We start from the raw sequence: 26,097 nt of genomic DNA, 5'->3' as shown, positions 1-26,097 counted from the left end.
AGAGAAGCTACTGTGACGCAAAAAGAAATTTCACCGCTAGTTGAACTGCTTGGATTACAGCCTCACGTTGAGGGTGGTTGGTACAAAAGACTTTGGAATTCGGAATTTGAAATTTCGCAGGAAGTGTTAGGCGATAGCTATTCTGGATCACGTCATTCGGCATCTTCAATTTATTTTTTACTTCACGAAGGCGAACAATCTGATTGGCATACTGTATTGTCCGATGAAGTTTGGTTGTGGCATTCCGGTAGTCCAATCGTGCTTAGTCTCGGAGGTAATGGAGATAAGCCTGAGGATGTGCAGGAAGTTATCCTGGGTCTCGATATTGCTGCAGGCCAGCAGCCACAAGTGGTTGTTCCAGCGGGAGTATGGCAGGCCGCGCGCTCGTTAGGCAAAGAGCCGACGCTGGTATCCTGTATTGTTTCTCCTGAATTCCATTTTGATGATTTCAAACTAATTGAGAAATAAAGAAGAGCGGGGGCGCTTACGCCTCCGTTTTTTTATAAGGATTTGGGGAATGATGAAGCCATCTGCTATACTTTTTATGGTAGCGTTTGCTTCTTAAGTGGATAAATAGGTTAAGTATGTTTAACGAAATAACAATAAGCTTGGAGGGTTAAGCGATGAGTGAATTGAATGCACCGTTCTCGGGTGGTCCTACTTTAAATGACGGGGTGACCATGCCGTGGCTGGGTCTTGGCGTGTATAAGACTAAAGATGGCGAAGAGGTTATTCATGCGGTCAAAACCGCAGTGGAATTAGGATATCGCAGTATTGATACAGCAGCCGGATACAATAACGAAGAAGGCGTAGGACAAGCTATTCGTGATTGTGGAGTGGCCCGGGATGAGTTGTTTATTACAACTAAAGTACGGAATCCTGATCAAGGTTATGAATCTACGCTAAAAGCGTTCGAGGATAGCCGGCGCAAGCTGGGTCTGGACTATCTAGATCTGTATCTCATACACTGGCCGGTGGCAGGGAAATATCGTGAGACATGGAAGGCCTTAATTCATCTGCAAAAAGAAGGCCTCATCAAATCTATCGGCGTGAGCAATTTTCAGGTTCATCATCTGAAAGATATCATCGAGGATACCGGAGTGGTGCCTGTGGTGAATCAGGTGGAATTCCATCCGCTGTTGACTCAGCGCGAGCTGCTGAAATATGCCAATGAACAGGGCATTCAGCTTGAAGCATGGAGTCCATTAATGCAGGGGAATCTTGATCTACCGCTCTTAAACGAGTTGGCTGAGAAGTATGGCAAGACCCCTGCTCAAATTGTACTTCGCTGGGATTTGCAGCAAGGTGTCATTACGATTCCTAAATCCGTACATGCGGATCGAATCAAGGAGAATGCGGGATTCTTTGACTTTACGCTTAGTGATGAGGATGTCAAAGCTATCGAGGGCTTGAACAAAGACCATCGATTTGGCCCGGACCCGGACAACTTTAACTTTTAAAGATCGTAGAGTAATTATTGCAAATACAAGCCAAACAGCAAGCCACCGGATACGGGGACTTGCTGTTTGGCTTGTCGATTACCTCAGTTATCTACGTGTTTATTGGATGGAGACGTTATATTTACGCAGCCAGAGATCCACTTGGGCGAGGTAAGCAAACAGCTGAGGACCGGACATGAGCTGGCCGAACCAAGGCAGATTGGTTGAGGATTCCGGGGAAGCGGCGATCTCACGGATTTTGGCAGCATCAATTAGCGGAAGTAGGGGTGAAGTGGAGTCATCCAGAATGTTTAATACCTGAGTTCGTACCGCATTTAAATAGGCAGGATTATGAGTTTTGGGGTAAGGGCTTTTTTTGCGGTAGAGCACATCGTCTGGAAGAATGCCTTCAAGAGATTTACGTAAAATCCCTTTTTCACGGCCCCCCAGATTCTTGATTTCCCACGGAATATTAAATACATATTGAACGAGTCGGTGATCACAATATGGAACACGTACCTCTAGCCCTGCGCCCATGCTCATTCGGTCTTTACGGTCTAGCAGAGTAGGCATGAAGCGGGTGATATTCAGATAGGACATGACGCGCATTTGTGCTTGTTTTCCCGTCTCTCCATCCAACTTCGGAACTTCAGCCACCGCATCGCTATATCTGTCACCCAAATATTCCAGTGGACGGATCCACTCGTTAATTTCTGGGGAAAGTAGACTTGCACGCATTTTCGGAGCAACTGACCAAGGAAAAGTGCCTGAGGAGAGCATTTCCTCACGGTGGAACCAAGGGTATCCGCCAAAAATCTCATCCGCAGCTTCACCGGAAATAGCTACTGTCGCGTTCTTTTTAATCTCCCGGCAAAATAAGTACAAAGAAGAGTCTACATCGGTCATCCCTGGTAAATCCCTAGTGTACAAAGCATTATCCAGCGCTTCTACAAGCTCTGGGGTATCGAACGAGATGTAGTGGTGGTTTGTATTCAATTCATCGACCATTCGTTTAATCCACGGCCCATCTGCTCCCGGCTGGAAAGTATGACTTTTGAAATGTTTGTCGTTATCTACATAGTCTACGGAATAAGTATCCACTTGTCCCTGACCATTCCGGTTGTAGTAATCCACTGCAAGTGCCGTCAGCGCACTGGAATCCAGCCCTCCCGACAAAAGAGAGCAAACAGGGACGTCTGAGACCAGTTGGCGTTCGAGTGTATCTTGGAGCAGTTCACGCACCTTAGCGGCTGTCTCTGCTTCATTGTCAGTATGCTTTGCGCTCTCCAGCTTCCAATAGGCATAACTGCGCAGACCTTCACGGCTATAGATCATAGCATGACCTGGACGAAGCTCTTGCATATCCTTATAAACACCATGACCCGGTGTACGCGCTGGACCGATGATGAAGATTTCTGCGAGACCTTCAGGACCCACGATTGGTTGTACCTTGGGATGCTGCAGCAACGCCTTAGGCTCTGAGCCAAAAACTAGGACATCATCAACCTTGCTGTAGAACAGGGGTTTCACACCTAAACGGTCACGTGCAAAAAAGACTTGGTCCCGCAGACCGTCCCATACTGCAAAAGCAAAGATTCCATTGAGCTTCTCTGCGCAATCCGGCCCCCATTCGATATAGGAATGCAGCAGCACTTCTGTATCGCACTGGGTGCGGAATTGATGCCCTCGCTGCTTAAGTTCCTGTTTGAGTTCGAGGGCGTTATATAATTCGCCGTTGTAAACAATCGCGTATACCTGTTCCTCATGGCGGGTGATCATGGGCTGGGCACCGTTCTCCGGATCGATAACGCTAAGTCTGCGGTGACCGAAAGCACAGGGGCCTGAGATCCAGGTTCCGGCTGCATCGGGGCCGCGGTTTGCTAAAGTTTCAGTCATTTTGACCAGCAGCTGCGAGTGCTGAGTGAGATCTCCGCGCCACTGGATAAATCCGGTTATTCCGCACATGATGGTTCATCCTCTCTTTTGTGCGATTGTTGTCCTTACTTTTTTGCCAAGTAATACAGATATATGCCGAAGGAAGGCATAAAATGTATGTCCTTATCCGAACACTAGGGGAGAGGGGAATTTGCCAGGAGGGAAGGATGACAGGTGTATTATATTAAAGACGCCAAAATTCGCAGAATGATGGAGTACGATGGTGCGCCTTGTGCAGAAGTGGGTGTTTTGCCGGGTGCTGTTAGTGATCCTGCGCTTTTGGTGTATATCGTTGAGGATCGGCGTGAAGAAGGATATGAGATTGTCCGTATTCTGACTAATGATGCTGATACCTCCACCGATTGGTTTGATAACAATATGCATGACGCTTTTCAAGATGTGACCTCGAGTGCATTTACAGGCAGTAACTTCATGTCGCCAGAAGATGAGCATTCCAAGTTTCAACGAGAAGTACTCACTTTTGGGGATTTAAAAAAGCAGCTGGAGAAGCGTTTTCGAAAGCTGGAGTAAATATCGAAGGTTTGTAAAACGCACACTGGAATGGCTGAAAAAGACGGCAGAAATGCCGTTTTTTTCATTTCCTGTGGTTACGCTGATGTGTGAAAAAGCTGCACCGGAAACACTTTTATTATTTTTCTAAGTTGTTTTGACTTGAAAAATCCGCTGAATAAGGTATAATAAATATCGTTGCGTCAATACATAGTATTTATTTCTTATATGTCCCGGTAGCTCAGCTGGATAGAGCATGCGCCTTCTAAGCGCACGGTCAGGGGTTCGAATCCCTTCCGGGACGTCAATTAACAGCCTTCCTTCGGGAAGGCTGTTTTTGCGTGCGCGAGTTTTAGTTCGGGGTCACACACGGGGTGCTTTGTCTTCCTTCTTGATCTAAACGTCGAAATTCGATTCACCGTTGAACATCAAACTTCCAGCATCTAGCCCACATTTGTACATACGCAGCAACTATCGGACCCAGATGACCTTAAATGCTGAAAAGTGCCACATTTGCGATGTCATCGGACTCCATCGTCGCTATTGGTGCCAAACGTGCCCCAAAAGAGCCGCTTTCTCAAGAATAGCTGCTGTGGAGTCCGAAACGTTTCTCAAAAGGCGATAAATGAGTAAATAACGTCACCTGAGTCCGCGAGCCTCCTCGGTCTGAGTAATGCTGGTTACTTGGTGTGTTGAGCTGCTAACCATCATTGAACATCAAACTTCCAGCATCTAGCCCACATTTGTACATACGCAGCAACTATCGGACCCAGATGTCCTTAAATGCTGAAAAGTGCCACATTTGCGATGTCATCGGACTCCATCGTCACTATTGATGCCAAACGTGCCCCAAATGAGCTACTTTCTCAGCAATAGCTGCACTGGAGTCCGAAACGTTGTTCAAAAGGCGATAAAAGAGTAAATAACGTCATGTGAGTCCGCGAGCTTCCTCAGTCTCAGGAAATACTGGTTACTTGGTGTGATGAGTTACTTATTTTGTACATACGCAGCAGCTATCGGACCCAGATGACCTTAAATGCTGAAAAGTGCCACATTTGCGATGTTATCGGACTCCATCGTCACTATTGATGCCAAACGTGCCCCAAAAGAGCTACTTTCTCAGGAATAGCTGCACTTGAGTCCGAAACGTTGCTCGTAAGGCATAAATGAGAAAATAACGTTATCTGAGTCCGCAAGCTTCCTCAGTCTCAGAAAGTAATGGTTACTTGGTGTGATGAGTTACTTATTTTGTATATACGCAGCAGCTATCGGACCCAGATGACCTTAAATGCTGAAAAGTGCGGGATTTGCGATGTTATCGGACTCCATCGTCGCTATTGGTGCCAAACGTGCCCCAAATAAGCCACTTTCTCAGCAATAGCTGCAGTGGAGTCCGAAACGTTGCTCAAAAGGCGATAAAAGAGTAAATAACGTCATCTGAGTCCGCGAGCCTCCTCGGTCTGAGAAAGAAAGTGCTGATTACTTGGTGTGATGAGCTACTTATATTGTACATACGCAGCAGCTATCGGACACAGAGGACCTTAAATGCTGAAAAGTGCGGGATTTGCGATGTCATCGGACTCCATCGTCGCTATTGGTGCCAAACGTGCCCCAAATGAGCCACTTTCTCAGGAATAGCTGCGCTGGAGTCCGAAACGTTTCTCAAAAGGAGATAAATGAGTAAATAATGTCATCTGAGTCCGCAAGCCTCCTCAGTCTAAGTATTGCTGGTTACTTGGTGTGATGAGCTACTTGTAGGCGTTGGGGACATACGGTTTGAGCATTTATTGGTGTGAACGCTTGGGCGTGTTTAGTTACTTATCATCTGTTTAGTTACTTATATTGTACATACGCAGCAGCTATCGGACCCAGAGGACCTTAAAAGCTGAAAAGTGCCACATTTGCGATGTCATCGGACTCCATCGTCGCTATTGGTACCAAATGTGCCCCAGATGAGCTACTTTCTCAGCAATAGCTGCACTGGAGTCCGAAACGTTGCTCAAAAGGCGATAAAAGAGTAAATAACGTCACCTGAGTCCGCAAGCCTTCTCAGCCTGAGACAGCGCTGGTTACTTGGCGGTGTTAAGTACTAATCGCCGAAGAATGTAAATTACCCATTATGCGCACGCTAACCTCAAGCCATAAAAAAAGACCGCTCCTAAAGAAGCGGCCAGATTTCCTCCCAGACGGTATCCAGGATTCCCTGCATGTTATCTTCCATGCTGTTAATTGCAATGACTGCTTGAGCGTCCGGCACCACAAGACAGAATTGTCCATGAGCGCCATCGGCACGGTAAGCGTCGTGGGAGCAGAGCCAGAATTGGCAGCCGTATCCTTCTCCCCAGTCGCCATTTCCATCATTGTCGATCTGTTTTTGTGTAACAAAATTGATCCATGCTGCGGGAATTAGTTGCTGGCCCTGCCACTTTCCTTGCTGTAAAAGCAGCTGTCCAAACCGGCTTAACTCTTCCGTGCTAATCTGAAGTCCGGCACAGCCAAGGGTTACCCCTTGAGGTGTTGTTTCCCAATCGACATTGTTTATGCCCAGAGGTGCAAACAAACGAGGTAACAGATAATCCTTTACGGTTTGCCCGACGCGGGCTTGCACCATTGCAGAGATCATAATGGTATCTCCGCTGCTGTATGTAAATTTCTCGCCGGGAGCTCTGTCTAAAGTCAGAGACAAATAATGCTGTACCCAATTCTTATCCTTCAAGGCTAATCTCTCCTCAGCCCAAAATGGAGGGGAGTCGTGCCCTGTACTCATTCGCAGCAAATCGAACAAAGTTATATCTCCGGGCTGCATGGAAGGAGGTGTTTGTTTAAGAGGAGAGGCATACTCCGGAAAAACATCTCTAAGCGTTGTTTCCAGTGTCAGCTTCCCTTCATCAATGGCAAGACCTACTGCCATACAAGTAAAAGACTTGCTGACGGAATGCTGCAAGCGCCGAATATCCTCCGTGAGATCCAGTTTTCCCACAAGGTTTCCGTTTTGAAGCACACGAACATTGAAAATATTCAGGTTTCGTTCACGAGCCTTAGCTGCGAATGGAGCCATGTTCAACATAAAAAGAGTCCTTCTTTCTCTTGATATTCTTAGCTAGGATAGCGAAGTGACAAAAAGAAAAACTAGAAAAATGAGTGGAAACGTTTTCTGTTATTGCGATGAAAATCACTAAATTGATGGTATTCCATTCTTATTTTAAAGTCAATAAAGCAAGTGGAACTATTATTTGATATATAAATTACAATTATTTCTAATTCATTGATTTAGTAACTATATACTTATTGTAATTTTAACCAAATAAAAAGTGATGAATCACAATTTTTTTTGTGTTTTTAGTTGACTTATAAAAATTACCTGTTCATAATGGACGAAGTAAGCGGAAAAAACGCGCTAAGGACTCAAAATGATGTCGTGGGAAACGTTTCCCATCATTTCATGCGTTTCCACAACCTGATTTTCATCGGGTGAAGGGGGGACTCATCATAGGAGTGGAGCAAGGTAAATATGAATATCAAAGATATTGCAAGGCTATCAGGCGTGGGTATCGCCACAGTCTCCAGAGTAATCAATAATAGCGGTGTTGTAAGCGATACAACTAGAGCTAAAGTGATGGCGGTTGTTAGAGAACATAACTATATTCCAAACGGTAATGCGAGCAACTTGAAAAAAACGCGATCTAATACCATAGCGCTAATGGTAAAAGGGATCTCAAACCCGTTTTTTGCCGACATGATCAAAGAAGTTGAACGCCAGGTGAACCTGCGGGGATGTCCGCTAATGATCCAGCATGTAGAAGATGGAGTAGACGAGATCGATATCGCTCTACAGCTTGTAAAAGAAAAAAATCTATATGGCGTAATTTTTATGGGCGGAACGTATGATCATTCCGAAGATAAATTCAAACAATTAAAAATTCCATTTGTTCTGACTACCATCACGACTACAAAAGAAGTCGATCCTGCTGTTTTTTCAAGCGTGATCATTGATGATCTTCAGGAATCTTATAAGGCTGTCAGCTATTTAATCTCATTAGGACATCGCAATATCTGTTTTTTGGCCAGATTTCCTCTGGTGCAAAATACAACAGGTAACCGGCGGCTTATGGGTTATATCAAGGCGCTTGAGGAGCATGGAATTGAGTACGACCCTTCAATGGTAGAGGACTGTGAATATAGTCCAAGCTCAGGCTTTACAGCTACCAAACGTCTGCTCAATAAGAAAAAAGATATCACTGCTGTTTTTGCTGCATCAGATACGATTGCCATTGGGGCGGCTAAGGCGTTATTGTCCTTGGGCTTATCAATTCCAAATGATGTTTCGATCATCGGATTCGACGGGATTGAAATGGCAGAATATTATCATCCATCTCTGGATACGATCAGCCAACCCGGAGTGGATATGGCGAAGGCCAGTGTTGAAATTTTGTTTGACCTGATCACAGGTGATTCGCAAAACAAACATATGGTATTCGAATCCGTACTGGTTAAGCGGGGATCTTGCAAGAAAATAAACAAATGAATAAGAACGAAAAGGAGATAACTCATGGCATTATTAACAGTTGAGACAGGCTCTCCTACCTTGAGAATGACAACGACCATCAGTATTATCTCCCCCGTCGATTCAGGCAACATGTCTGGAGGAACGCTCTACCTGCTGCATGGTGCTGGTGATAACGCCAGTACTTGGCACAGGATGACTACTATTGAGCAGTATGCAAGTCAATATGGTTGTACAGTCATAATGCCCCAAGTAAACAGGAGCTACTATACAGACATGGAGTACGGACTGGATTACTTCCACTATGTGACCCATGAGCTTCCCGAGCTTTGTGGCCGAATGATGAGGTTGGATGATAATCCGCAGAAGACGTATATCGCTGGTTTATCGATGGGCGGGTATGGCGCTCTGAAATGTGGACTTACCTATCCCGAGCGTTACAGCAAAGTGGTTTCGTTATCAGGAGTTACCGATCTCCAGAAACGATTAAACGATCCGCAAATGTCCAAGGACATGGCGAGGGAGATGGCGGGTACTTTTGGAAAACGCTTACAAATTAAGCCGGATCAGGATCTGTACGCTTTAGCCGCTAAATTGGTCGACGATAAACGTAACCTGCCTTCGATTCTGACTTGCTGTGGTTCGGAAGATCCGTTTGTGGAGATGAATCGGGAATTCGCAGCTTACCTAGAGACGACCCCTTATGAATTTCAGTATGTTGAGACCCCTGGAACTCATGAATGGCGATTCTGGGAGGAGCATCTGAAGACAACCTTTGATTTCTTGTACAACTAAAAGACATAAGCAGAGTGAGGAGATGCAAATTGAAATCCGAAGTTGCAATACCGGCTAAAAAAATGAACGACAGCAGATTCCAACTGTTCCTAAGAGAAGTCTGGAAGAACAGAATGGTCTATACTCTGGTGCTTCCTGGACTAGTGTGGCTTTTCCTATTCGCTTATCTGCCGATGGGTGGTCTATCTCTGGCTTTTAAAGATTTTAAAGCGAACTTAGGAATTTGGGGCAGCCCATGGAGCGGATTCGAGAATTTCACCTATGTGTTCCGTGACCCAGCTTTTATTGACGCCGTATGGAGAACGTTAACCATTAACATCGGTAAGCTGATTATTCAGTTCCCTTTTCCAATCATATTGGCATTGCTGCTGAATGAACTGCGCATGAATCGTTACAAAAAAGCTTTACAGACGGTGTTTACATTTCCGAACTTCCTGTCATGGATCGTAGTATCCGGGGTTGTTATCAATGTGCTTTCCTATGATGGTCTGGTTAACAGCCTCATTCAAATGTTTGGCGGGACAGGCATTAACTTCCTAGGTTCTGAAAAAATGTTCGTTCCGATGTTGTATCTTACGGATATCTGGAAATCAGCAGGTTGGGGAGCCATTATCTTTATGGCCGCTATCTCTGGTATTGATACAGACCAATATGAATCCGCACAGATTGATGGTGCTACACGCTTGCAGCAAATGTTCCGCATTACTCTGCCTAACATTCTTCCGACGATTACGATTATGTTTATCCTTTCTGTCGGTGGCCTGATGTCATCTGGATTTGACCAAATCTTTAACTTGAGCAACGCTGCAACGAAAAACGTCTCGGAAGTACTAGATGTGTATATCTACCGAATCACGTTCCAGTCTTCAACAGACTTTTCATTCTCCACTGCAGTCAGTTTGTTCCGTTCACTTGTTAATATGATTCTGCTGATTCTGGCAGACAGAGCTGCCAAACTTATGGGCGGAGACGGTTTATTCCGGTAAGAAAGGAGTGCAAATGTATGAGTAAAAAAAAGCTGACAATTATGCAAGACCATAAAAAAATGACCGCTATGGATTATGTGATTTTCGTAATTCTGAGTGTAGGCGCTTTGGCCATTCTTATTCCATTCTGGAATGTCATTATGATTTCTTTTTCTACGCAAAAAGAATACGCTGATAACCCTATGATGTTATTTCCGAAGAACCCAACACTGGAATCTTATCGGGCACTCTTTGCTGATGGGCGGATCGGGACAGGGTATTGGAATACCTTTAAGATCTTAATCTTAGGACTCCCGCTTAGCTTGTTCTTGACGACAAGTATGGCTTACGGCCTTAGCCGCAATAAATTCCCGGGTAAAAAGCTGATTTTTATGCTTGTCCTGTTCACAATGATTTTTAATGGCGGGATTGTACCTTTGTACCTGGTGATGAAGGATCTGCATCTGACAGGCAACCTTTGGTCAGTTATTCTGGCTGGAAGCTTCAGTGCGTTTAACCTGATTCTGATGTCGAACTATTTTAGCAGTCTGCCTGAGTCCCTGATGGAATCTGCGCGACTTGATGGTGCTGGGGAATGGAGAATCCTATTCTCTGTAGTCCTGCCATTATCTGCTCCAATCGTAGCTACCATCACACTGTTCTACGGAGTAGCCTTCTGGAATGGATGGTATGACGCCATGATCTTCCTGCGGAAAGCGGATCAGATGCCACTGCAGAACGTGTTGCGATCTATCATTATGGAAGCCCAAGTGAATGCATCGAATGCCACAAGTGTTGACGCAGTGGGTAAACAATCATTCTCCATGGGTATGAAAATGGCGGCAGTATTCGTTACCATGGTTCCTATTATGTGTTTCTTCCCAATGCTCCAAAAGCACTTTGCCAAAGGGGTACTTACAGGGGCTATCAAGACCTAGTGGTTTATGATTTATCCATATAAAAGAGGGTCAGTCACACAATTTAAGGAGGACAAAATGAATATTTTAAAAAGAAAATCTGTAAAGTCAATCCTTGCCGGTGTTTTATGTCTTACTCCAATCATGTTGGCAGCATGCTCAAGCTCAGACAACAATGCTAATAGCGGAAATTCAGGCAATCCAACAGATGGATATAAAGATGAGTTGAAGATTTCGTTAGCCAGTACCATTAAGACAACAGAATCTGATTTTGATAACGTGTATCATAAATATTTTACGGATAAGTTCAATATTAAATGGGATTACAACTATATTGAATGGGATTCATGGGCTGAGAAGCTTCGCCTATGGATTAACTCTGGTGATCTTCCTGACGTAGCAAGCTGGAACTATGTTCACGGTGATGCGCTTAATTACATTGATCAAGGGCTGCTGTACAAGCTGCCAGATGACTGGAAAGAACGCTGGCCGAATGTGGCAGCCGCTTATAAGCTGACAGGACTTGGCGATGAATTGGAGAAAGCGGTAGGTGGCACTTATGTTCTGCCAAGACCGGTATACTTTGAGAACAAGCCGGCAGATCCGCTCATTAACCAAATCGGAGTAATTGCTCTGCGTTCTGACTGGGCTAAAGCCGTTGGTTTTGAATTGAAGGATGCCTACACTACTACAGAACTGATGGAATTTGCTAGATTGCTTAAAGAGAAAGACCCTGGCAAGGTAGGAGATAAACTCATTCCTATTTCTTATGACATCAACGATGCTTTGACTAATATTGTAATGGCTAATAGCGTGCATTCCAGAGTAGAGTCAGCATTCTATAAAGATGCAGATGGCAAATACCAATGGGGTCCAGCCAACGATGAAACGTTAGCGGCACTGAAAGAACTTCAAACTACTTATAAAGAAGGATTACTGCACCCTGAGTTTTATACTTGGAAAAATGGTGAATCTGGCCAAAAGTTCACAGTTAACGGTGTTTCCGGTATTACGAGTCTAGGTGGTTTGGCTTCTTACAGAAAAGACATGGACGTTAAAATGAAAGATAACCTAGGTGTAAATAGTGATGACCTAGTACACACAGCTATTGTACTTGGCGATGACGGTAAATATCGTAACCTCGATCAAGTTAACTTCTGGTCTGCTGTAATCTTCTCGCCAGATATTAGCAAAGAGAAATTTGAACGGATTATGGACTTCATGGAATATACAACAAGTAAAGAAGGTCAATTGACCGTTAACTTGGGCTTTGAAGGAACAGACTGGAAAAAAGGCGAAAATGGCGAATTAATCAGCCTACTCCCTGAAGGAACAACATTGGATAAGAAATATCCGAACCGTTTTGAAGGACTGTATGTCTTGGCGGATGACTTTAGTGTCGTGAACCCTGCGATCAAAAAAGAATATCGCGATCGTTCTGTAGAACTGTTCAAGGAAAAAGCTGAGCTTGCGTTAAAAGACAAAGCAACGGCTGAATATGACTGGGACTACCAGTTGTATGATTCCAAGGCTAAAAATCAGGCTTCCTTTGACTATGCTACAGAATACACTAACCTGATTTTGAAACCAGGCGATCTAGAGGCGAACTGGAAAGAATGGGTTAAGAGCAAACAATCCCTCGTTCAGCCGGTTCTAGATGAACTAAACAATCTAAAAAAATAGCTTTCGCCCTATGCATGTAGGAATGAACCTACAGGACCCGCGTGCAATTCTTGCACACGGGTTTTTCCATTCATAGGCATCGGCAGAATTGAACAATGGAGGATTTGAAATGAATGAGCAGCAACTGACTACCTTGTTGAACCAGATGACGCTTGAAGAAAAGATTGCACAATTGCAGCAGCTAGCCGCTAATTTCTATGAAGGGGCAGAGGATGGAGGACAAATCACTGGCCCTATGGCATCCATGGGAATTACGGACCACATGATCGAGAGCAGCGGCTCTGTACTTGGTCTATCAGGTGCAGCGCAAGTCATTGCGGTTCAGGAAGCCCATTTACGCAAAAATAGATTGGGCATTCCCTTGCTGATGATGGCGGATATTGTGCATGGCTTCAAGACGATTTTTCCGGTCCCGCTGGCAATTGGCTGCTCTTGGGATATGGATCGCGCAGAGCTGAGCGCCGAGATTGCGGCTAAAGAAGCGGCAGTCTCCGGTGTGCACGTTACTTATGCGCCAATGGCGGATCTTGTACGGGACCCACGTTGGGGAAGAGTAATGGAATCTACAGGAGAAGATCCATATTTGAATGGTAGGTTTGCCCGTGCGTTTGTGCGCGGATTTCAAGGAAGCGACTTGACTGGTGATGTAGATCGTCTGGCGGCTTGTATTAAGCACTTTGCTGCCTATGGTCTATCCGAAGGCGGTCGTGATTATAATACGGTGGATTTATCGGAACGGCAGCTGCGTGAATATTATCTGCCGGCCTATCGTGCAGCACTGGATGAAGGTGCAGAAATGGTCATGACTTCATTTAATACGATTGATGGGATTCCGATAAGCGGCAACGTCAAGCTGCTTCGCCAGCTGCTTCGTGAGGAATGGGGATTTGATGGCGTATTGATTTCGGATTGGGGTGCAGTGAAGGAACTGATCCCACATGGTGTCGCCGAGGATGAGGCTGAGGCAGCACTTAAAGCCATCAAAGCTGGTGTAGACATCGAGATGATGACGGCTTGTTACGTTCATCAGCTTCCGGCGCTTGTTGCAGATGGACAAGTAGATGAAAAGATTATTGATGAAGCTGTGCTTCGTATTTTGAAATTGAAGCAAAGATTGGGCTTGTTCGAGCATCCGTTCCGCGGAGCTGACGTCGAGAAAGAGCGTGAGGTAATCTTCTGTGAAGATCATCGAAATGCGGCGCGTGAGTTGGCGGCTAAATCCTGCGTACTGCTCAAGAATGATCAGGTTCTGCCGCTTGCTGCAGAGCAACGGATTGCGCTAATTGGACCGTTTGCTACTAGCGGTGATATTCTTGGACCGTGGTCGTGGTTGGGTTCAACGGAAGAGGCAAGCCGTCTTGCACCAGCACTTCAAGCTCGCGCAGGTGCGGGTAAGATTACTGTTGCAGAAGGTTCTGGAGTCGATAGCTTTACAGAGGAACAGTGGCTGGAGGCGGAAGCGGCTGCTAAGCAAGCTGATGTGATTGTACTGGCGCTTGGTGAACATTCAGAGATGAGTGGAGAAGCGGGCAGCCGTTCAGATATCCGTTTGCCGGAAGCGCAGCTTGAGCTTTTACAACGTCTGAAACAGCTGAATAAGCCTATCGTGGTGGTGTTGTTTAATGGACGTCCACTAGACTTGGCCGGTGTGTACGAGCATGCAGATGCTATTCTGGAAGCTTGGTTCCCGGGCAGTGAAGGCGGAGCGGCAATTGCCAGTCTACTTTATGGAGATGAGAATCCTTCAGGAAGATTAACGATGTCTTTCCCGGTATCCGTTGGGCAGATTCCAGTCTATTACAATCATTTCAACACTGGACGCCCACTTCATGCTCCGGGTGCCGACAAACGTTATGTCTCGCAATATCTGGACATTCCTAATGAGCCGCTTTTGCCATTTGGTTTTGGACTGAGCTATACGTCATTTAGCTATAGTGAACCAATTCTGTCCGGTGAAATTATGACTGAAAATCAGCCTATTGAAATAAAAGTTACGGTGACCAATACTGGAGAAGTAGATGGGGAAGAGGTAGTGCAGCTGTATATCCGAGACATTTCCGGAGAGGTCGTCAGACCGATGAAGGAACTGAAGGATTTTGCCAAAATCGACCTCTCACCAGGGGAAAGTCGTGAAGTGACCTTTACACTTACCGAACAGCAGCTTCGTTACTATCATAGCGATCTAAGCTTTAGCAGCGATCCGGGACGATTTAAATTATTCGTCGGTTCGAACAGCAATGAGGTTAAAGAACGGGATTTTTGCTTAACATTAACATAAGTAGAATATATACGGCAGTAACGCCGTAATGGAGGAAGTGTATAATATGACTACTAATTTGAATACTAACATCCGTTTAAACGCCGGGGATCTATCCTTCACTTTTACAAACAGCGGGGACTTGTTCCAAGTCCTCTATGAACGGACAATGATCAATCAATTGCTGCCAAGCATTGTGGATGGTTCATTATCCAATCTATATTTGCGAGTGCACAATGATGGAAACATTCAAGCCATTCCTTTGCTGGGCATTCATTCTTCAAGCACTGTACGTAAGGCTGGAAACCGTTTGGTTTGGGAAGGTACTGCGGAAAATATTGAATATCAAGTTATTTTCACCCCTACTGCAGAAGGAGCTTGGTTCTGGGATGTGAAGCTTACTGGACAAAATGCAGAGGTAGATCTCGTGTACGGACAGGATGTAGGGATTGCTGATATCGCCGCTGTCCGCAGTAATGAAGCTTACCTGTCACAGTATATCGATCATGCGGTATTTGAGGATCAATCCAACGGGTACGTTGTTTGCTCTAGACAGAATCAGCCGCAGGGCGGGAAATTCCCATATCTGCAACAGGGTTCACTTACCAAGGCAACAAGCTTCTCAACAGACGGTTTTCAATTCTTTGGACTGTCCTATAAAGAAACCAACCAACCAGAGAGCTTGGGTCGTGAGCAATTAAGTAATGAGATCTATCAATATGAATTCGCATATACTGCGCTGCAATCGGAACGGGTGAAGCTGAGCGGGGAAACACGGTTTGTGTTCTACGGATTGTTTAAGCAAGATCATCCAGAAGCGATCACTACGCTAGAATTTGCTAATGATATTGCTGCGGCTTGGGATGCTGTTAAAGATTTACCTTTAGAAGCTGAAGCAGCACTTGAACGTTCTTTCTTCTCGAAGGAGCTGGGAGCACCGCTGGCTGCAGATTCGCTGACAGAGAAAGAGATCGAGGTCTTGTTTCCGGTTCGTTATCAGGAGGAGAGAGAAGGAGACACACTACTTTCCTTTTTCACTGAGAATTATGAGCACGTAGTATTAAAAGAGAAAGAAATGCGCGTAGAACGGCCACACGGCCATATCCTGATGAGTGGGGATAACGCTCGACTTAATGATAAGGTCATCACAACAACTTCTTATATGTACGGGATCTTTAACTCCCAAGTGGTAATTGGAAATACCAATTTCAACAAGCTAATGTCCAATCCAAGAAATGCGCTTAACATTCCAAAAGCTTCAGGACAACGCATTTATGTAGAGTGGAACGGTGAATATCGTTTGCTGACCATGCCTTCTCTATTTGAGGTTGGTTTCAACTATGCTCGTTGGTATTACAGAACAGATGGTGAATGCTTCATTATTACGAACTACACCACCGAAGATTCGCCAGAGATATTCCTGAATGTGCGTTCGGAAAGCGGACGAGCTTATCGTTATTTAGTCACTAATCAAATCACTATGAACGTTAATGAATACGAGCTTCCATATCAATCTAAGCAAGAAAGTGGAGCAGTAATCTTCTCCGCTGACAGAAGCACACTAAGTGCTGGTGAATATCCTGACTTACAGTATAAATTACAGGTACAGGGTGCGGTGTTAACTCTGCAGGATGAAGGTAGACTTGTCTCTCCTGTTCAACCAACTGAAGCGCCGTTAGCAGTTCTGGAGCTGTCTGCCATCAGTGAATGGACCTTGAATATTCAAGGGCTTCTGGATGGTAAGTCACTTGCTCCAAGAAATCGTTCAGCTGAGGAAGAAATTTCTGCTTATCGCGCGTTTTATGCTGGTGTGATGAATGGCTTCCGCCTGACGCTTGGGGACGGAACAGAAGGTGAACTGTTTAAGGTTAACGCTCTGACTTGGTGGTACACACATAACATGCTGGTTCACTATTCGGTTCCACATGGTTTAGAGCAATATGGTGGCGCTGCTTGGGGAACCCGGGATGTATGTCAGGGACCTGTGGAATATTTCATGGCTACGCAAAAATACGAACAGGTTCGTGAAATTTTGCTGACGCTGTATAGTCATCAATATGAAGATGATGGCAACTGGCCACAGTGGTTCATGTTTGATAAATACACGAAGATACAACAAGAAGAAAGTCATGGAGATATTATTGTATGGCCGCTTAAGGTGCTTGGAGACTACTTGGCAGTAACTCAGGATTACAGCATCTTGGGAGCAACAGTACCGTATACCCGTAAGCACAGCTTTGACTTTACAGAAGAAAAGGCGACGTTGCTGGATCACGCACGGAAGGAAATTGCTTATATTAAGGATCATTTCCTGCATGACACACATCTGTCTTCTTACGGTGATGGAGACTGGGATGATACGCTCCAGCCTGCAAATCCACAGCTGAAGCAGTATATGGTCAGCAGTTGGACAGTGGCACTTACCTATCAGACACTTAATCAGTTCTCAGAGGTGCTTCGTTCAGTTGATCAAGCTGAGGCAGAGGAACTGAAGGCGATGGTGGAAGGGATCCGTAAGGATTTCCATACTCATATGCTTCAATCCGAAGTGATTCCTGGCTTCCTGTATATGGAAGACCCTGAGCAAATTAAACTTATGGTGCACCCAAGTGACACAGAAACAGGTATTCAGTACCGTCTGCTGCCTATGACGCGCAGTATGATCAGTGAGCTGCTTACTCCGGAACAGGCCGAAGCACACTATGATGTCATTCAGGATAAACTATTCTGCCCTGACGGTGTGCGTCTGATGAATCGTCCAGCTCAATATGTTGGCGGGGTCAGCACTCATTTCAAACGTGCGGAGCAAGCGGCTAACTTTGGCCGGGAAATTGGACTTCAGTATGTGCATGCACATATCCGTTATGTAGAGGCTATGGCTAAGCTCGGTAAAACCGATCAGGTCTGGAAGGGTCTGGCAGCGATTAATCCGATCGGAATCCGCGATGTGGTGCCAAACGCTGAACTACGTCAAGCTAACTCCTATTTCAGTAGCTCGGATGGTAAATTTAACACCCGTTATGAGGCACAGGAGAATTTCGATAAACTGCGCAATGGTGACGTAGCTGTTAAAGGTGGCTGGAGAATCTATTCCAGCGGTCCTGGGATCTATATGAACCAGTTAATCTCGAATGCACTGGGGATCCGTACGGAAGGTGGAGACTTAATTGTTGACCCGATTCTGCCGGAATCGCTGGATGGAATGCACTTCAGCTTTGAATATGCAGGCACTAAGGTAGACTTTATCTATCACCTTACAGGGCGTGAGATTAGTCAAATTACTATCAACGGTACGGAAGTACAAACAGAAGGTACACCTAACCGCTATCGTAGTGGTGGTGTTCGCATCAAACGTGCGGACTTTGATCGTCTCAGCACGGAAGTTGGAAATGTGATAGAGATTTATAAGTAACATTATATATAGAAGGGCAATCTCCGCGTTAAGCGCGGAAATTGCCCTTTTTTTGTGTTTTTTACATTCGGCTCGGTGTCGGTAACCCAAGCACTTCGAGCACATCTCCCAAGATGTCCTTGAATCTTGAAGTGAGCCAGAGGCGGAATTTGATCGTAGCTGGATCTCCTTTTAGAATCGGACATGCAGAATAGAAGTTGTTGAACAGTGTAGCTAAGGTATGTGCGTAAGTGCAGAGCGTATTTGGCGTTAACTCTATACTTGCTGAATGTAATATCTCGGGCCAGAGGCTTAGCTGTCTTAGCAGCGCAAGCTCTGCTTTTTCCAATTCGGAAGGGAACTGAAGCTGTGCGGCAGCTGTAAGGATTGGGATCGTAGCTTTACTCAAAACGCTTGTCGCACGCGCAAAAGTATACATCAGATAAACTCCGGTATTGCCGGATATTTCGGTAGCCTGTTTGAAATCAAACACGATTTCCGTTCCTAAATTAAACCGCAGCAGATAGTAGCGAATCGCAGCAGTGGCAATCAATCGGCTGGACAGGCCGTCTTTATCGGAACGTGTGTGCTCAATGTTCTGTTCCATAAGCTCCACCAGATCGCTTACCTTAATCCCGATTCCCTGGCGCCCGGACATAGCATAAGAAGATTTGCCTTCTGAAATATCTATACCCAGCTCGGCCGCCGAAGCGGGACTAAGAGATACAACACCATAGCTCACATGATGGAGTTTGTCTGCTTGCTCGTTATAACCTAGTGCCCCTAAGGCTTGCTTAACCATCTGTTGTGGATATTCCTGTCTGTAATCGATCACATTGATGACTCTGTCCGCCTGCCCATAAGATTCTTGGGTTCCAGTTAATCCAGTTGTCCATAAACCGGACGAGAATTCGCTATAGGAGAAATCTTTGGTCAAAAGACCAAATTTCCAGAGATGATAGGCAATATCTTTGGCTGTATACGTTAAAATCCCATTCGAACGCACCAGCACCTTATCGAGCTGATGCTCCTCTGAATCCGCTCCAATGTTAGCCTCTGTTCCTTGCTTTAGCACCCAGCAGCCTGCGAGTTTACCTTCAGTCTCTTGTACAAAAACGGCTGTCTGCTTCAGTAGCTCAGCTGCGGCTACCCAAAATCCCTCTTTTAAAATACTGCTCTCCCATACCAGCAAATCATAATAAATTCCAAAATGTTTCATTTCCTCTACATGCTCTCTAACGATGCGTTCAGCTACAAGGTTGCCCAGCCAGGCTTCGTTACCGCCCCCTTGTTCAAGGGAGTGCAGTATATCTGTGCGCTTATGTGTCATCTCAGGGTTCAGCGCATATTCTTTGTTCACTTTGGCATAAAGATCCCAGCAAAAATCACCGAAACGTTGGTGTTCCCCTTCTAAAGATATATTTAATAATCCAACAACTGTATCCGCCAGCTGATTGCCGAGATCATCAATGTAGTTATGGACCTCTACGTTATACCCAGTTCTTTTCATAATTCTGACTAGAGTATCGCCGATACAGGCGTTTCTTAGATGACCTACGTGGGCGGCTTTGTTGGGGTTGATAGAAGTGTGCTCGATGATGACTTTTTCCCCAGTGCTGGCAGGCAGTTCAAAGGAATGTTCAGCCCAGCTTTGCCAATTCATATACAAATTGATAAATCCGGGAGCAGCGACTTCAACTTTTTGTAAAAGACCGGCGAAGCGCCCTTGGAATTGAAGCTCTGCTTTCACTAATTCTGCTATGACCATTGGGGATTTACGTAGAGTTTTGGCTAGCTGCATAGCAATATTGCATGAATAATCACCATGCTCTAGATTTGCTGGCTGTTCGATCAGAATGGCAATGTCCTCTGGATAGTCAGCTCCTAAGGTATTGAATACACGTTGTACACTGTGCTCGATTCCGTCTTTGATGATTTGATTTAACATGGTATACCCTCCTTTGAAAATACAAAAAAGCCCTCGTCTCAAAAGAGACGAGGGCTTTAGCGCTCGCGGTACCACTCTCGTTGCTGAACAAGTTGTTCAGCCACCTTACGGGATAACGGCCTTCAGCCGGGACTTCCTACTAAGGTTCAGAAGTCCATCTCACGGGTGCGCTTCATTAAAGGGATCTGTACCGGCTTACACTCTCCCGGCTCGCTGAGGACTAGATCTCGTTAACTACTCTCCCGCTCATCGATGCTTAATTAATTTTTACCAGTATACCTAATATTTCATAAAAAGCAATAGTGGTTAGCTTCTTAACAATCTTGGTTGCTCTTTGTTGTTAGCTTATCAGATTAGTAGATTATAAATTTGGAAAAAGAAGGCTGTCTTGTTATAGGACCAGCTGTTCCTTTGCACAACAGTCCACACGCTAACTCAAGCCAAGGAATATTACTATACGGAGCCACTAATCTTTCAATTTGTAGTGGAAGGGAGGAGTGAATAAAACATGGCTATCTTTTCTACTGGACCTATAGATAACAGCCCAATCCTAGGGGTCAGACCGTCGCAACTGGTAACCGTAAAAGTAGTTAATCGGGATTCTCTTAATCCTTATAATCTAGTTATTCAAGGTTTCCTTCTTAACGGATCAAGAACGATGTATGTGAATGAAACAGTAAATCTAGCACCTAATCAAGTTTTAACTAAGAACTATTTTGCCGACTTGGACGCATTTGAATTTGTGTTTACAACAGTAGAAGCAGTTGAAGCAGAGGTTGGGATTTCAGTCTGGGGAAAACAGAACTCGGGGGCATTGGTAGATCCTCATCGCATAGTTGCGTGGGAGAAGCAGGCAGTATTAATTTAATAATTATTTTTGTGACACAGTTAACGTTAAAGGAGTGATGAGAAATTGAGTTATTTATCTACCGGACCGATAGACAATAGTATGGTAGGGGGTGTAAGACCTACTCAGCATGTTACTGTCAAAATTGATAACCGAAGTGACATTGATTCATCAATGGCTCTTGTTCAAGGATACTATATGGATGGGACAAGAACTTTATATGTCAGCGAGCTGATAAATGTAGCACCTAATGAAGTTATAACACGTGATTATTATGCCGATTTTGATGCGTTTGAATTTATTTTTACAACTACAAGTCTGGTAGATGATCCGATTCAAATCTCAGTATGGGGAAAAAATAGCGTTGGCCAGATTGTGACTGCCCATCGACTTGTACATGCAGAATTGCTTGGTGTAACGCAAGGAATAACTGGCGCGACCGGAGCGACTGGTGCAACGGGAGCGACCGGAGCCGATGGAGCAACGGGTGCTACCGGAGCAGGAGAGACTGGGGCGACAGGTGCAACAGGGGCAGATGGAGTGACTGGGGCGACTGGTGCAACGGGAGCAGACGGAGCAACTGGAGCGACCGGAGCAGGAGAGACTGGGGCAACAGGTGCCGATGGAGCTACAGGTGCAACTGGTGCAACCGGAGCGGATGGAGTAACGGGTGCTACCGGAGCAGGAGAGACTGGGGCGACAGGTACAACAGGGGCAGATGGTGCGACTGGTGCAACGGGAGCAGACGGAGCAACGGGTGCAACAGGAGCGACCGGAGCAGGAGAGACTGGGGCAACAGGAGCAGATGGAGTAACTGGGGCGACTGGTGCAACGGGAGCTGACGGAGCAACTGGAGCGACCGGAGCAGGAGAGACAGGTGCAACAGGTGCAGATGGAGTGACTGGTGCAACGGGAGCGGATGGAGCAACGGGTGCAACGGGAGCAGACGGAGCAACCGGGGCGACCGGAGCAGACGGAGCAACTGGAGCGACTGGAGTCGATGGAGCAACTGGGGCGACTGGTGCAACGGGAGCTGACGGAGCAACGGGTGCTACCGGAGCGACCGGAGCAGGAGAGACTGGGGCGACAGGAGCCGATGGAGCTACAGGTGCAACTGGTGCAACAGGAGCCGATGGAGCTACAGGTGCAACGGGAGCAACTGGAGCGGATGGAGCAACGGGTGCTACCGGAGCAGGAGAGACTGGAGCTACAGGAGCAGACGGAGTAACTGGTGCGACAGGAGCCGATGGAGTGACTGGTGCAACTGGAGCAACGGGAGCCGATGGAGCAACGGGTGCCACAGGAGCGACAGGAGCCGATGGAGTGACTGGTGCGACTGGTGCGACAGGAGCAGACGGAGTAACTGGGGCGACTGGTGCAACCGGAGCGGATGGAGCAACTGGAGCAACTGGAGCGACCGGAGCAACCGGAGCGACAGGAGTAGCTGGAGCAACCGGAGCAACCGGAGCAACGGGAGTAGCTGGAGCAACCGGAGCAACGGGTGAAGCTGGAGCAACCGGAGCAACGGGTGAAGCTGGAGCAACCGGAGCAACGGGTGAAGCTGGAGCGACTGGAGCAACTGGAGCAGGAGAGACTGGTGCGACTGGTGCTACGGGAGCAACGGGAGTAGACGGAGCAACGGGTGAAACAGGAGTGACCGGAGCGACTGGAGTAGCAGGAGCAACTGGAGCAACAGGAGCAACAGGAGTAGCTGGTGTAACCGGAGCAACGGGTGAAACAGGAGTGACCGGAGCAACAGGAGCAACGGGTGAAACAGGAGTAACCGGAGCGACTGGAGTAGCAGGAGCAACAGGAGCAACAGGAGTAGCTGGTGTAACTGGAGCAACGGGTGAAACAGGAGTAACCGGAGCAACAGGAGTAGCTGGTGTAACCGGAGCAACGGGTGAAGCTGGAGTGACCGGAGCGACTGGAGTAGCAGGAGCAACTGGAGCAACAGGAGTAGCTGGTGTAACCGGAGCAACAGGAGTAGCTGGTGTAACCGGAGCAACGGGTGAAACAGGAGTAACCGGAGCAACTGGAGCAACAGGAGTAGCTGGGGCAACCGGAGCAACGAGTGAAGCTGGAGCGACTGGAGCAACGGGAGTAGCAGGAGCAACGGGAGCAACAGGAGTAGCTGGAGTAACAGGAGCGACTGGAATAGCTGGTGTAACCGGAGCTACCGGAGCTACCGGAGCTACCGGAGTAACTGGAGCAACAGGTCCGAATATTCAACAAGAAGGGTTTTCTGCTTTCAAACCCTCATTGGCAATTTCCACATCTACACAATTAACTGGCTGGACTGTGACAACACCTTTTTATGATAGCCCGTCTTTCGACGAAGTTGGTGGAAATTATACCATTCCGACAACTGGTAGATATTCGATTGAAGCGACTATCAATTATTCCACAACTGCCTCACTTTCTATCAGTCTTGGTGCTGGAGTTAATCCGGCTTTCGTAGTTCAGAGAACTTCTCCTACTGCAACAAATCTGGTAAGTGGGTTGTTCCCAGTACTTGATGTGAATGTAGCGCTTATATTAGATTTGAGAGCAATTTTGGGAAGTGGTACTGTGACGCTAGCTGGAGAATTTGCATTAACCGCAGGTGATGTGATTGGCTTGTTCTATGTGGCAAATGGTTTGACGGTTCCTTTGAATTTGGGTGGAGCGAACTCAGCAGGTATCGTCTGGTCTGTTCATGAATTAACTTAAGCTTATTTATCTTCAAGTTCAGTGTTTATAACAGGGGTAATTCGGTAGCCGTTAGTGTGGCTCTCGGGTTACCCTCTGTTTTGTTGGCATATGTTATAAGTCGACTGGAACGTTGCTTATTAGATTCTTATTCTATTAAACCATTACAGATTTTTAGCTTATTTTAATAAATCAAATATGTGTAATAGTAGTTTTTAAATGGATGTCCACACCTTAATTCAAAATAAGAATAATACTATAAAGAGCCAAAAAATAGGAACTAATTTTCTAGGCTCATAGATTATCAACTTAGAGTAGGTAGGAGGAATGATTATAGATAAAACCACGTTTTTTACAAAGCTATTGAGGAGAATCTTGTTCGGTTGATTTGATTTTCGCAATTCAAATAATAAGCGTATTTTAAAATTCATAAAAAATGAGGTGTTGAAAATTGAGTCAACTATCTACTGGTCCTATAGAAAATAATCTGGTAGGCGGTGTAAGACCTACTCAGCTTGTTACTCTTAAAATTGTCAATCAGAGTGATGATACTCCGTCAACGGTTCAAGTCGAAGGCTATTATATGAATGGGACAAGAACTTTATATGTAAGTGAACAGGTTAATTTAGCTCCTAATCAAGTGGTTAATAGGGATTATTATGCAAACTTTGATTCATTTGAATTTCTATTCACAACACCTATTACGATTGATGATCCCATTCAAATTTCAGTTTGGGGGAAGAGTAGCACAGGTCAATTAGTGACTGCTCATCGCCTTGTCTACTCTGAATTATATGGAGAAAATATAGGAATTACAGGTGCTACTGGAGCTACTGGAGCTACAGGAAGCGTTGGTGCAACGGGAGCGACAGGTGCTGGCGAAACCGGAGCCACAGGTGCTGGAGCCACGGGAGCGACAGGAAGTGCAGGGGCAACGGGGGCGACAGGAAGTACTGGCGAAACCGGAGCCACAGGTGCTGGAGCTACTGGAGCGACAGGAAGCGTCGGAGCAACGGGAGCAACAGGAAGCACTGGAGCAACGGGAGCGACAGGTGCTGGCGTAACCGGAGCAACAGGAACTGCTGGAGCAACGGGAGCAACAGGAAGCACTGGAGCAACGGGAGCGACAGGTGCTGGCGTAACCGGAGCAACAGGAACTGCTGGAGCAACGGGAGCAACAGGAAGTGCTGGAGCAACGGGAGCGACAGGAACTGCTGGCGTAACGGGAGCGACAGGAAGTGCTGGAGCAACGGGAGCGACAGGTAGTGCTGGTGTAACTGGAGCGACAGGAACTGCTGGAGCAACGGGAGCGACAGGAACTGCTGGAGCAACGGGAGCAACAGGTGCTGGCGTAACCGGAGCAACAGGAACTGCTGGAGCAACGGGAGCAACAGGAACTGCTGGAGCAACGGGAGCAACAGGTGCTGGCGTAACGGGAGCGACAGGAAGTGCTGGAGCAACGGGAGCGACGGGTAGCGCTGGTGTAACTGGAGCGACAGGAACTGCTGGAGTAACGGGAGCGACAGGAAGTGCTGGAGCAACGGGAGCGACGGGTAGCGCTGGTGTAACTGGAGCGACAGGAACTGCTGGTGTAACTGGAGCGACAGGAAGTACTGGAGCAACGGGAGCAACAGGTGCTGGTGTAACTGGAGCAACAGGTGCTACTGGTTCAGGTGCAATTATTCCATATTCTTCTGGTCTTCCAGTAGCAATGACCACTGTATTAGGGGGGCTTTTGAATACTTCAAGTGCAGTTGGTTTTGGTAGCAGTGCAACTAATATCAGTATTACAGGCGGTACTATAGATCTCACCGGAGCGGCTGGAACCTTGCTGAACTTTGCGTTCTCGGTTCCTAGAACTGGAACGATTACGTCTATGGCAGCCTATTTCAGTGCGACAGCTTCCGTTAGTTTGGTGGGGTCTACGGTAACAATCACGGCTCAATTATACAGATCTACTACACCTAACAATACCTTCACAGCAGTACCTGGGGCTTTAGTTACGTTAAGTCCTCCGCTTACAGGATTAATTGCTCTTGGAACTATTAGCAGTGGTAATACCACAGGTTTGAGCATCCCTGTAACTGTGGGAGAACGCTTGTTGTTGGTCTTCACTTCGACGGTCACGGCTGGCATTGACGTTGCAACAACTGTTGCTGGCTATGCTAGTGCAGGAGTTACAATCGCATAATCTGAAGAAAAAGGGATATCCCGA

General features: G+C 46.3%; 16 protein-coding genes, 1 tRNA gene and 1 other annotated feature. Of the genes, 14 read left to right on the top strand and 3 right to left on the bottom strand.

Annotated features, from left to right (window positions below; genetic code table 11):
• Positions 1-12 precede the first annotated feature (12 nt).
• Together MKY14_RS15685 and MKY14_RS15680 are read left to right on the top strand one after the other, a co-directional pair.
• Positions 13-468, top strand: a complete 456-nt coding sequence (locus tag MKY14_RS15685; protein WP_036686965.1) for a cupin domain-containing protein — start codon at positions 13-15, stop codon at positions 466-468.
• A gap of 155 nt (positions 469-623) precedes the next feature.
• A complete protein-coding gene (locus MKY14_RS15680) occupies positions 624-1,460 on the top strand; it encodes an aldo/keto reductase (RefSeq protein WP_076146344.1) in 837 nt (278 codons plus the stop codon).
• Positions 1,461-1,559: 99 nt separating this feature from the next.
• Here MKY14_RS15680 and asnB read toward each other — a convergent pair whose 3' ends face one another.
• Positions 1,560-3,404 carry an asparagine synthase (glutamine-hydrolyzing) gene (gene asnB / locus MKY14_RS15675; protein WP_076129204.1) on the bottom strand — a complete coding sequence of 615 codons (1,845 nt, stop codon included), beginning with the start codon at positions 3,402-3,404 and terminating at the stop codon, positions 1,560-1,562.
• 144 nt (positions 3,405-3,548) lie between these two features.
• On the opposite strand from asnB, the gene MKY14_RS15670 reads away from it, so the two are divergent.
• Positions 3,549-3,905, top strand: coding sequence for a hypothetical protein (locus MKY14_RS15670; RefSeq protein ID WP_076305144.1), 357 nt, complete (start codon positions 3,549-3,551; stop codon positions 3,903-3,905).
• Positions 3,906-4,114: 209 nt separating this feature from the next.
• Positions 4,115-4,188, top strand: a tRNA-Arg gene (locus MKY14_RS15665).
• A gap of 1,854 nt (positions 4,189-6,042) precedes the next feature.
• Here MKY14_RS15665 and MKY14_RS15660 read toward each other — a convergent pair.
• Positions 6,043-6,951 carry a serine hydrolase domain-containing protein gene (locus tag MKY14_RS15660; RefSeq protein ID WP_076281899.1) on the bottom strand — a complete coding sequence of 303 codons (909 nt, stop codon included), beginning with the start codon at positions 6,949-6,951 and terminating at the stop codon, positions 6,043-6,045.
• A gap of 444 nt (positions 6,952-7,395) precedes the next feature.
• On the opposite strand from MKY14_RS15660, the gene MKY14_RS15655 reads away from it, so the two are divergent.
• The 7 genes from MKY14_RS15655 (at position 7,396) to MKY14_RS15625 (ending at position 18,417) form a co-directional block, all read left to right on the top strand.
• Positions 7,396-8,409 (top strand): LacI family DNA-binding transcriptional regulator, encoded by a 1,014-nt coding sequence (locus MKY14_RS15655; RefSeq protein ID WP_076142395.1) that lies wholly within the window; start codon positions 7,396-7,398, stop codon positions 8,407-8,409.
• Between the two features lie 24 nt (positions 8,410-8,433).
• On the top strand, positions 8,434-9,183 hold the full coding sequence (locus MKY14_RS15650; RefSeq protein ID WP_076195222.1) for an alpha/beta hydrolase: 750 nt from the start codon (positions 8,434-8,436) through the stop codon (positions 9,181-9,183).
• Between the two features lie 62 nt (positions 9,184-9,245).
• A complete protein-coding gene (locus tag MKY14_RS15645) occupies positions 9,246-10,169 on the top strand; it encodes an ABC transporter permease (RefSeq protein WP_036687012.1) in 924 nt (307 codons plus the stop codon).
• A 17-nt stretch (positions 10,170-10,186) separates the two neighbouring features.
• A complete protein-coding gene (locus MKY14_RS15640) occupies positions 10,187-11,086 on the top strand; it encodes a carbohydrate ABC transporter permease (RefSeq protein ID WP_036686985.1) in 900 nt (299 codons plus the stop codon).
• A 57-nt stretch (positions 11,087-11,143) separates the two neighbouring features.
• Positions 11,144-12,748 (top strand): extracellular solute-binding protein, encoded by a 1,605-nt coding sequence (locus tag MKY14_RS15635; RefSeq protein ID WP_076129208.1) that lies wholly within the window; start codon positions 11,144-11,146, stop codon positions 12,746-12,748.
• 109 nt (positions 12,749-12,857) lie between these two features.
• Positions 12,858-15,026: a beta-glucosidase BglX gene (bglX, locus tag MKY14_RS15630; protein WP_340976811.1), complete on the top strand. Its 2,169-nt coding sequence runs from the start codon at positions 12,858-12,860 to the stop codon at positions 15,024-15,026.
• Positions 15,027-15,072: 46 nt separating this feature from the next.
• A complete protein-coding gene (locus tag MKY14_RS15625; protein WP_340976810.1) occupies positions 15,073-18,417 on the top strand; it encodes a GH36-type glycosyl hydrolase domain-containing protein in 3,345 nt (1,114 codons plus the stop codon).
• 61 nt (positions 18,418-18,478) lie between these two features.
• Here MKY14_RS15625 and MKY14_RS15620 read toward each other — a convergent pair whose 3' ends face one another.
• Positions 18,479-20,344: an arginine--tRNA ligase gene (locus tag MKY14_RS15620; protein ID WP_340976809.1), complete on the bottom strand. Its 1,866-nt coding sequence runs from the start codon at positions 20,342-20,344 to the stop codon at positions 18,479-18,481.
• A gap of 40 nt (positions 20,345-20,384) precedes the next feature.
• Positions 20,385-20,603 (bottom strand) — a binding site (T-box leader).
• Between the two features lie 249 nt (positions 20,604-20,852).
• On the opposite strand from MKY14_RS15620, the gene MKY14_RS15615 reads away from it, so the two are divergent.
• The 3 genes from MKY14_RS15615 to MKY14_RS15605 all read left to right on the top strand — a co-directional run bounded on the left by MKY14_RS15615 (position 20,853) and on the right by MKY14_RS15605 (position 26,073).
• A complete protein-coding gene (locus tag MKY14_RS15615) occupies positions 20,853-21,212 on the top strand; it encodes a hypothetical protein (RefSeq protein ID WP_036687001.1) in 360 nt (119 codons plus the stop codon).
• A 45-nt stretch (positions 21,213-21,257) separates the two neighbouring features.
• Positions 21,258-23,903 (top strand): beta strand repeat-containing protein, encoded by a 2,646-nt coding sequence (locus MKY14_RS15610; RefSeq protein WP_340976808.1) that lies wholly within the window; start codon positions 21,258-21,260, stop codon positions 23,901-23,903.
• 430 nt (positions 23,904-24,333) lie between these two features.
• Entirely contained in the window at positions 24,334-26,073 is a 1,740-nt protein-coding gene (locus MKY14_RS15605) for an exosporium glycoprotein BclB-related protein (RefSeq protein WP_340976807.1), read from the top strand.
• Positions 26,074-26,097 lie beyond the last annotated feature (24 nt).

It is taken from the genome of Paenibacillus sp. FSL R5-0887, assembly GCF_038002305.1.
In the GTDB taxonomy this organism is placed as follows: Bacteria; Bacillota; Bacilli; order Paenibacillales; family Paenibacillaceae; genus Paenibacillus_AQ; species Paenibacillus_AQ odorifer.
This window is presented reverse-complemented; position numbering and strand designations above follow the sequence as displayed.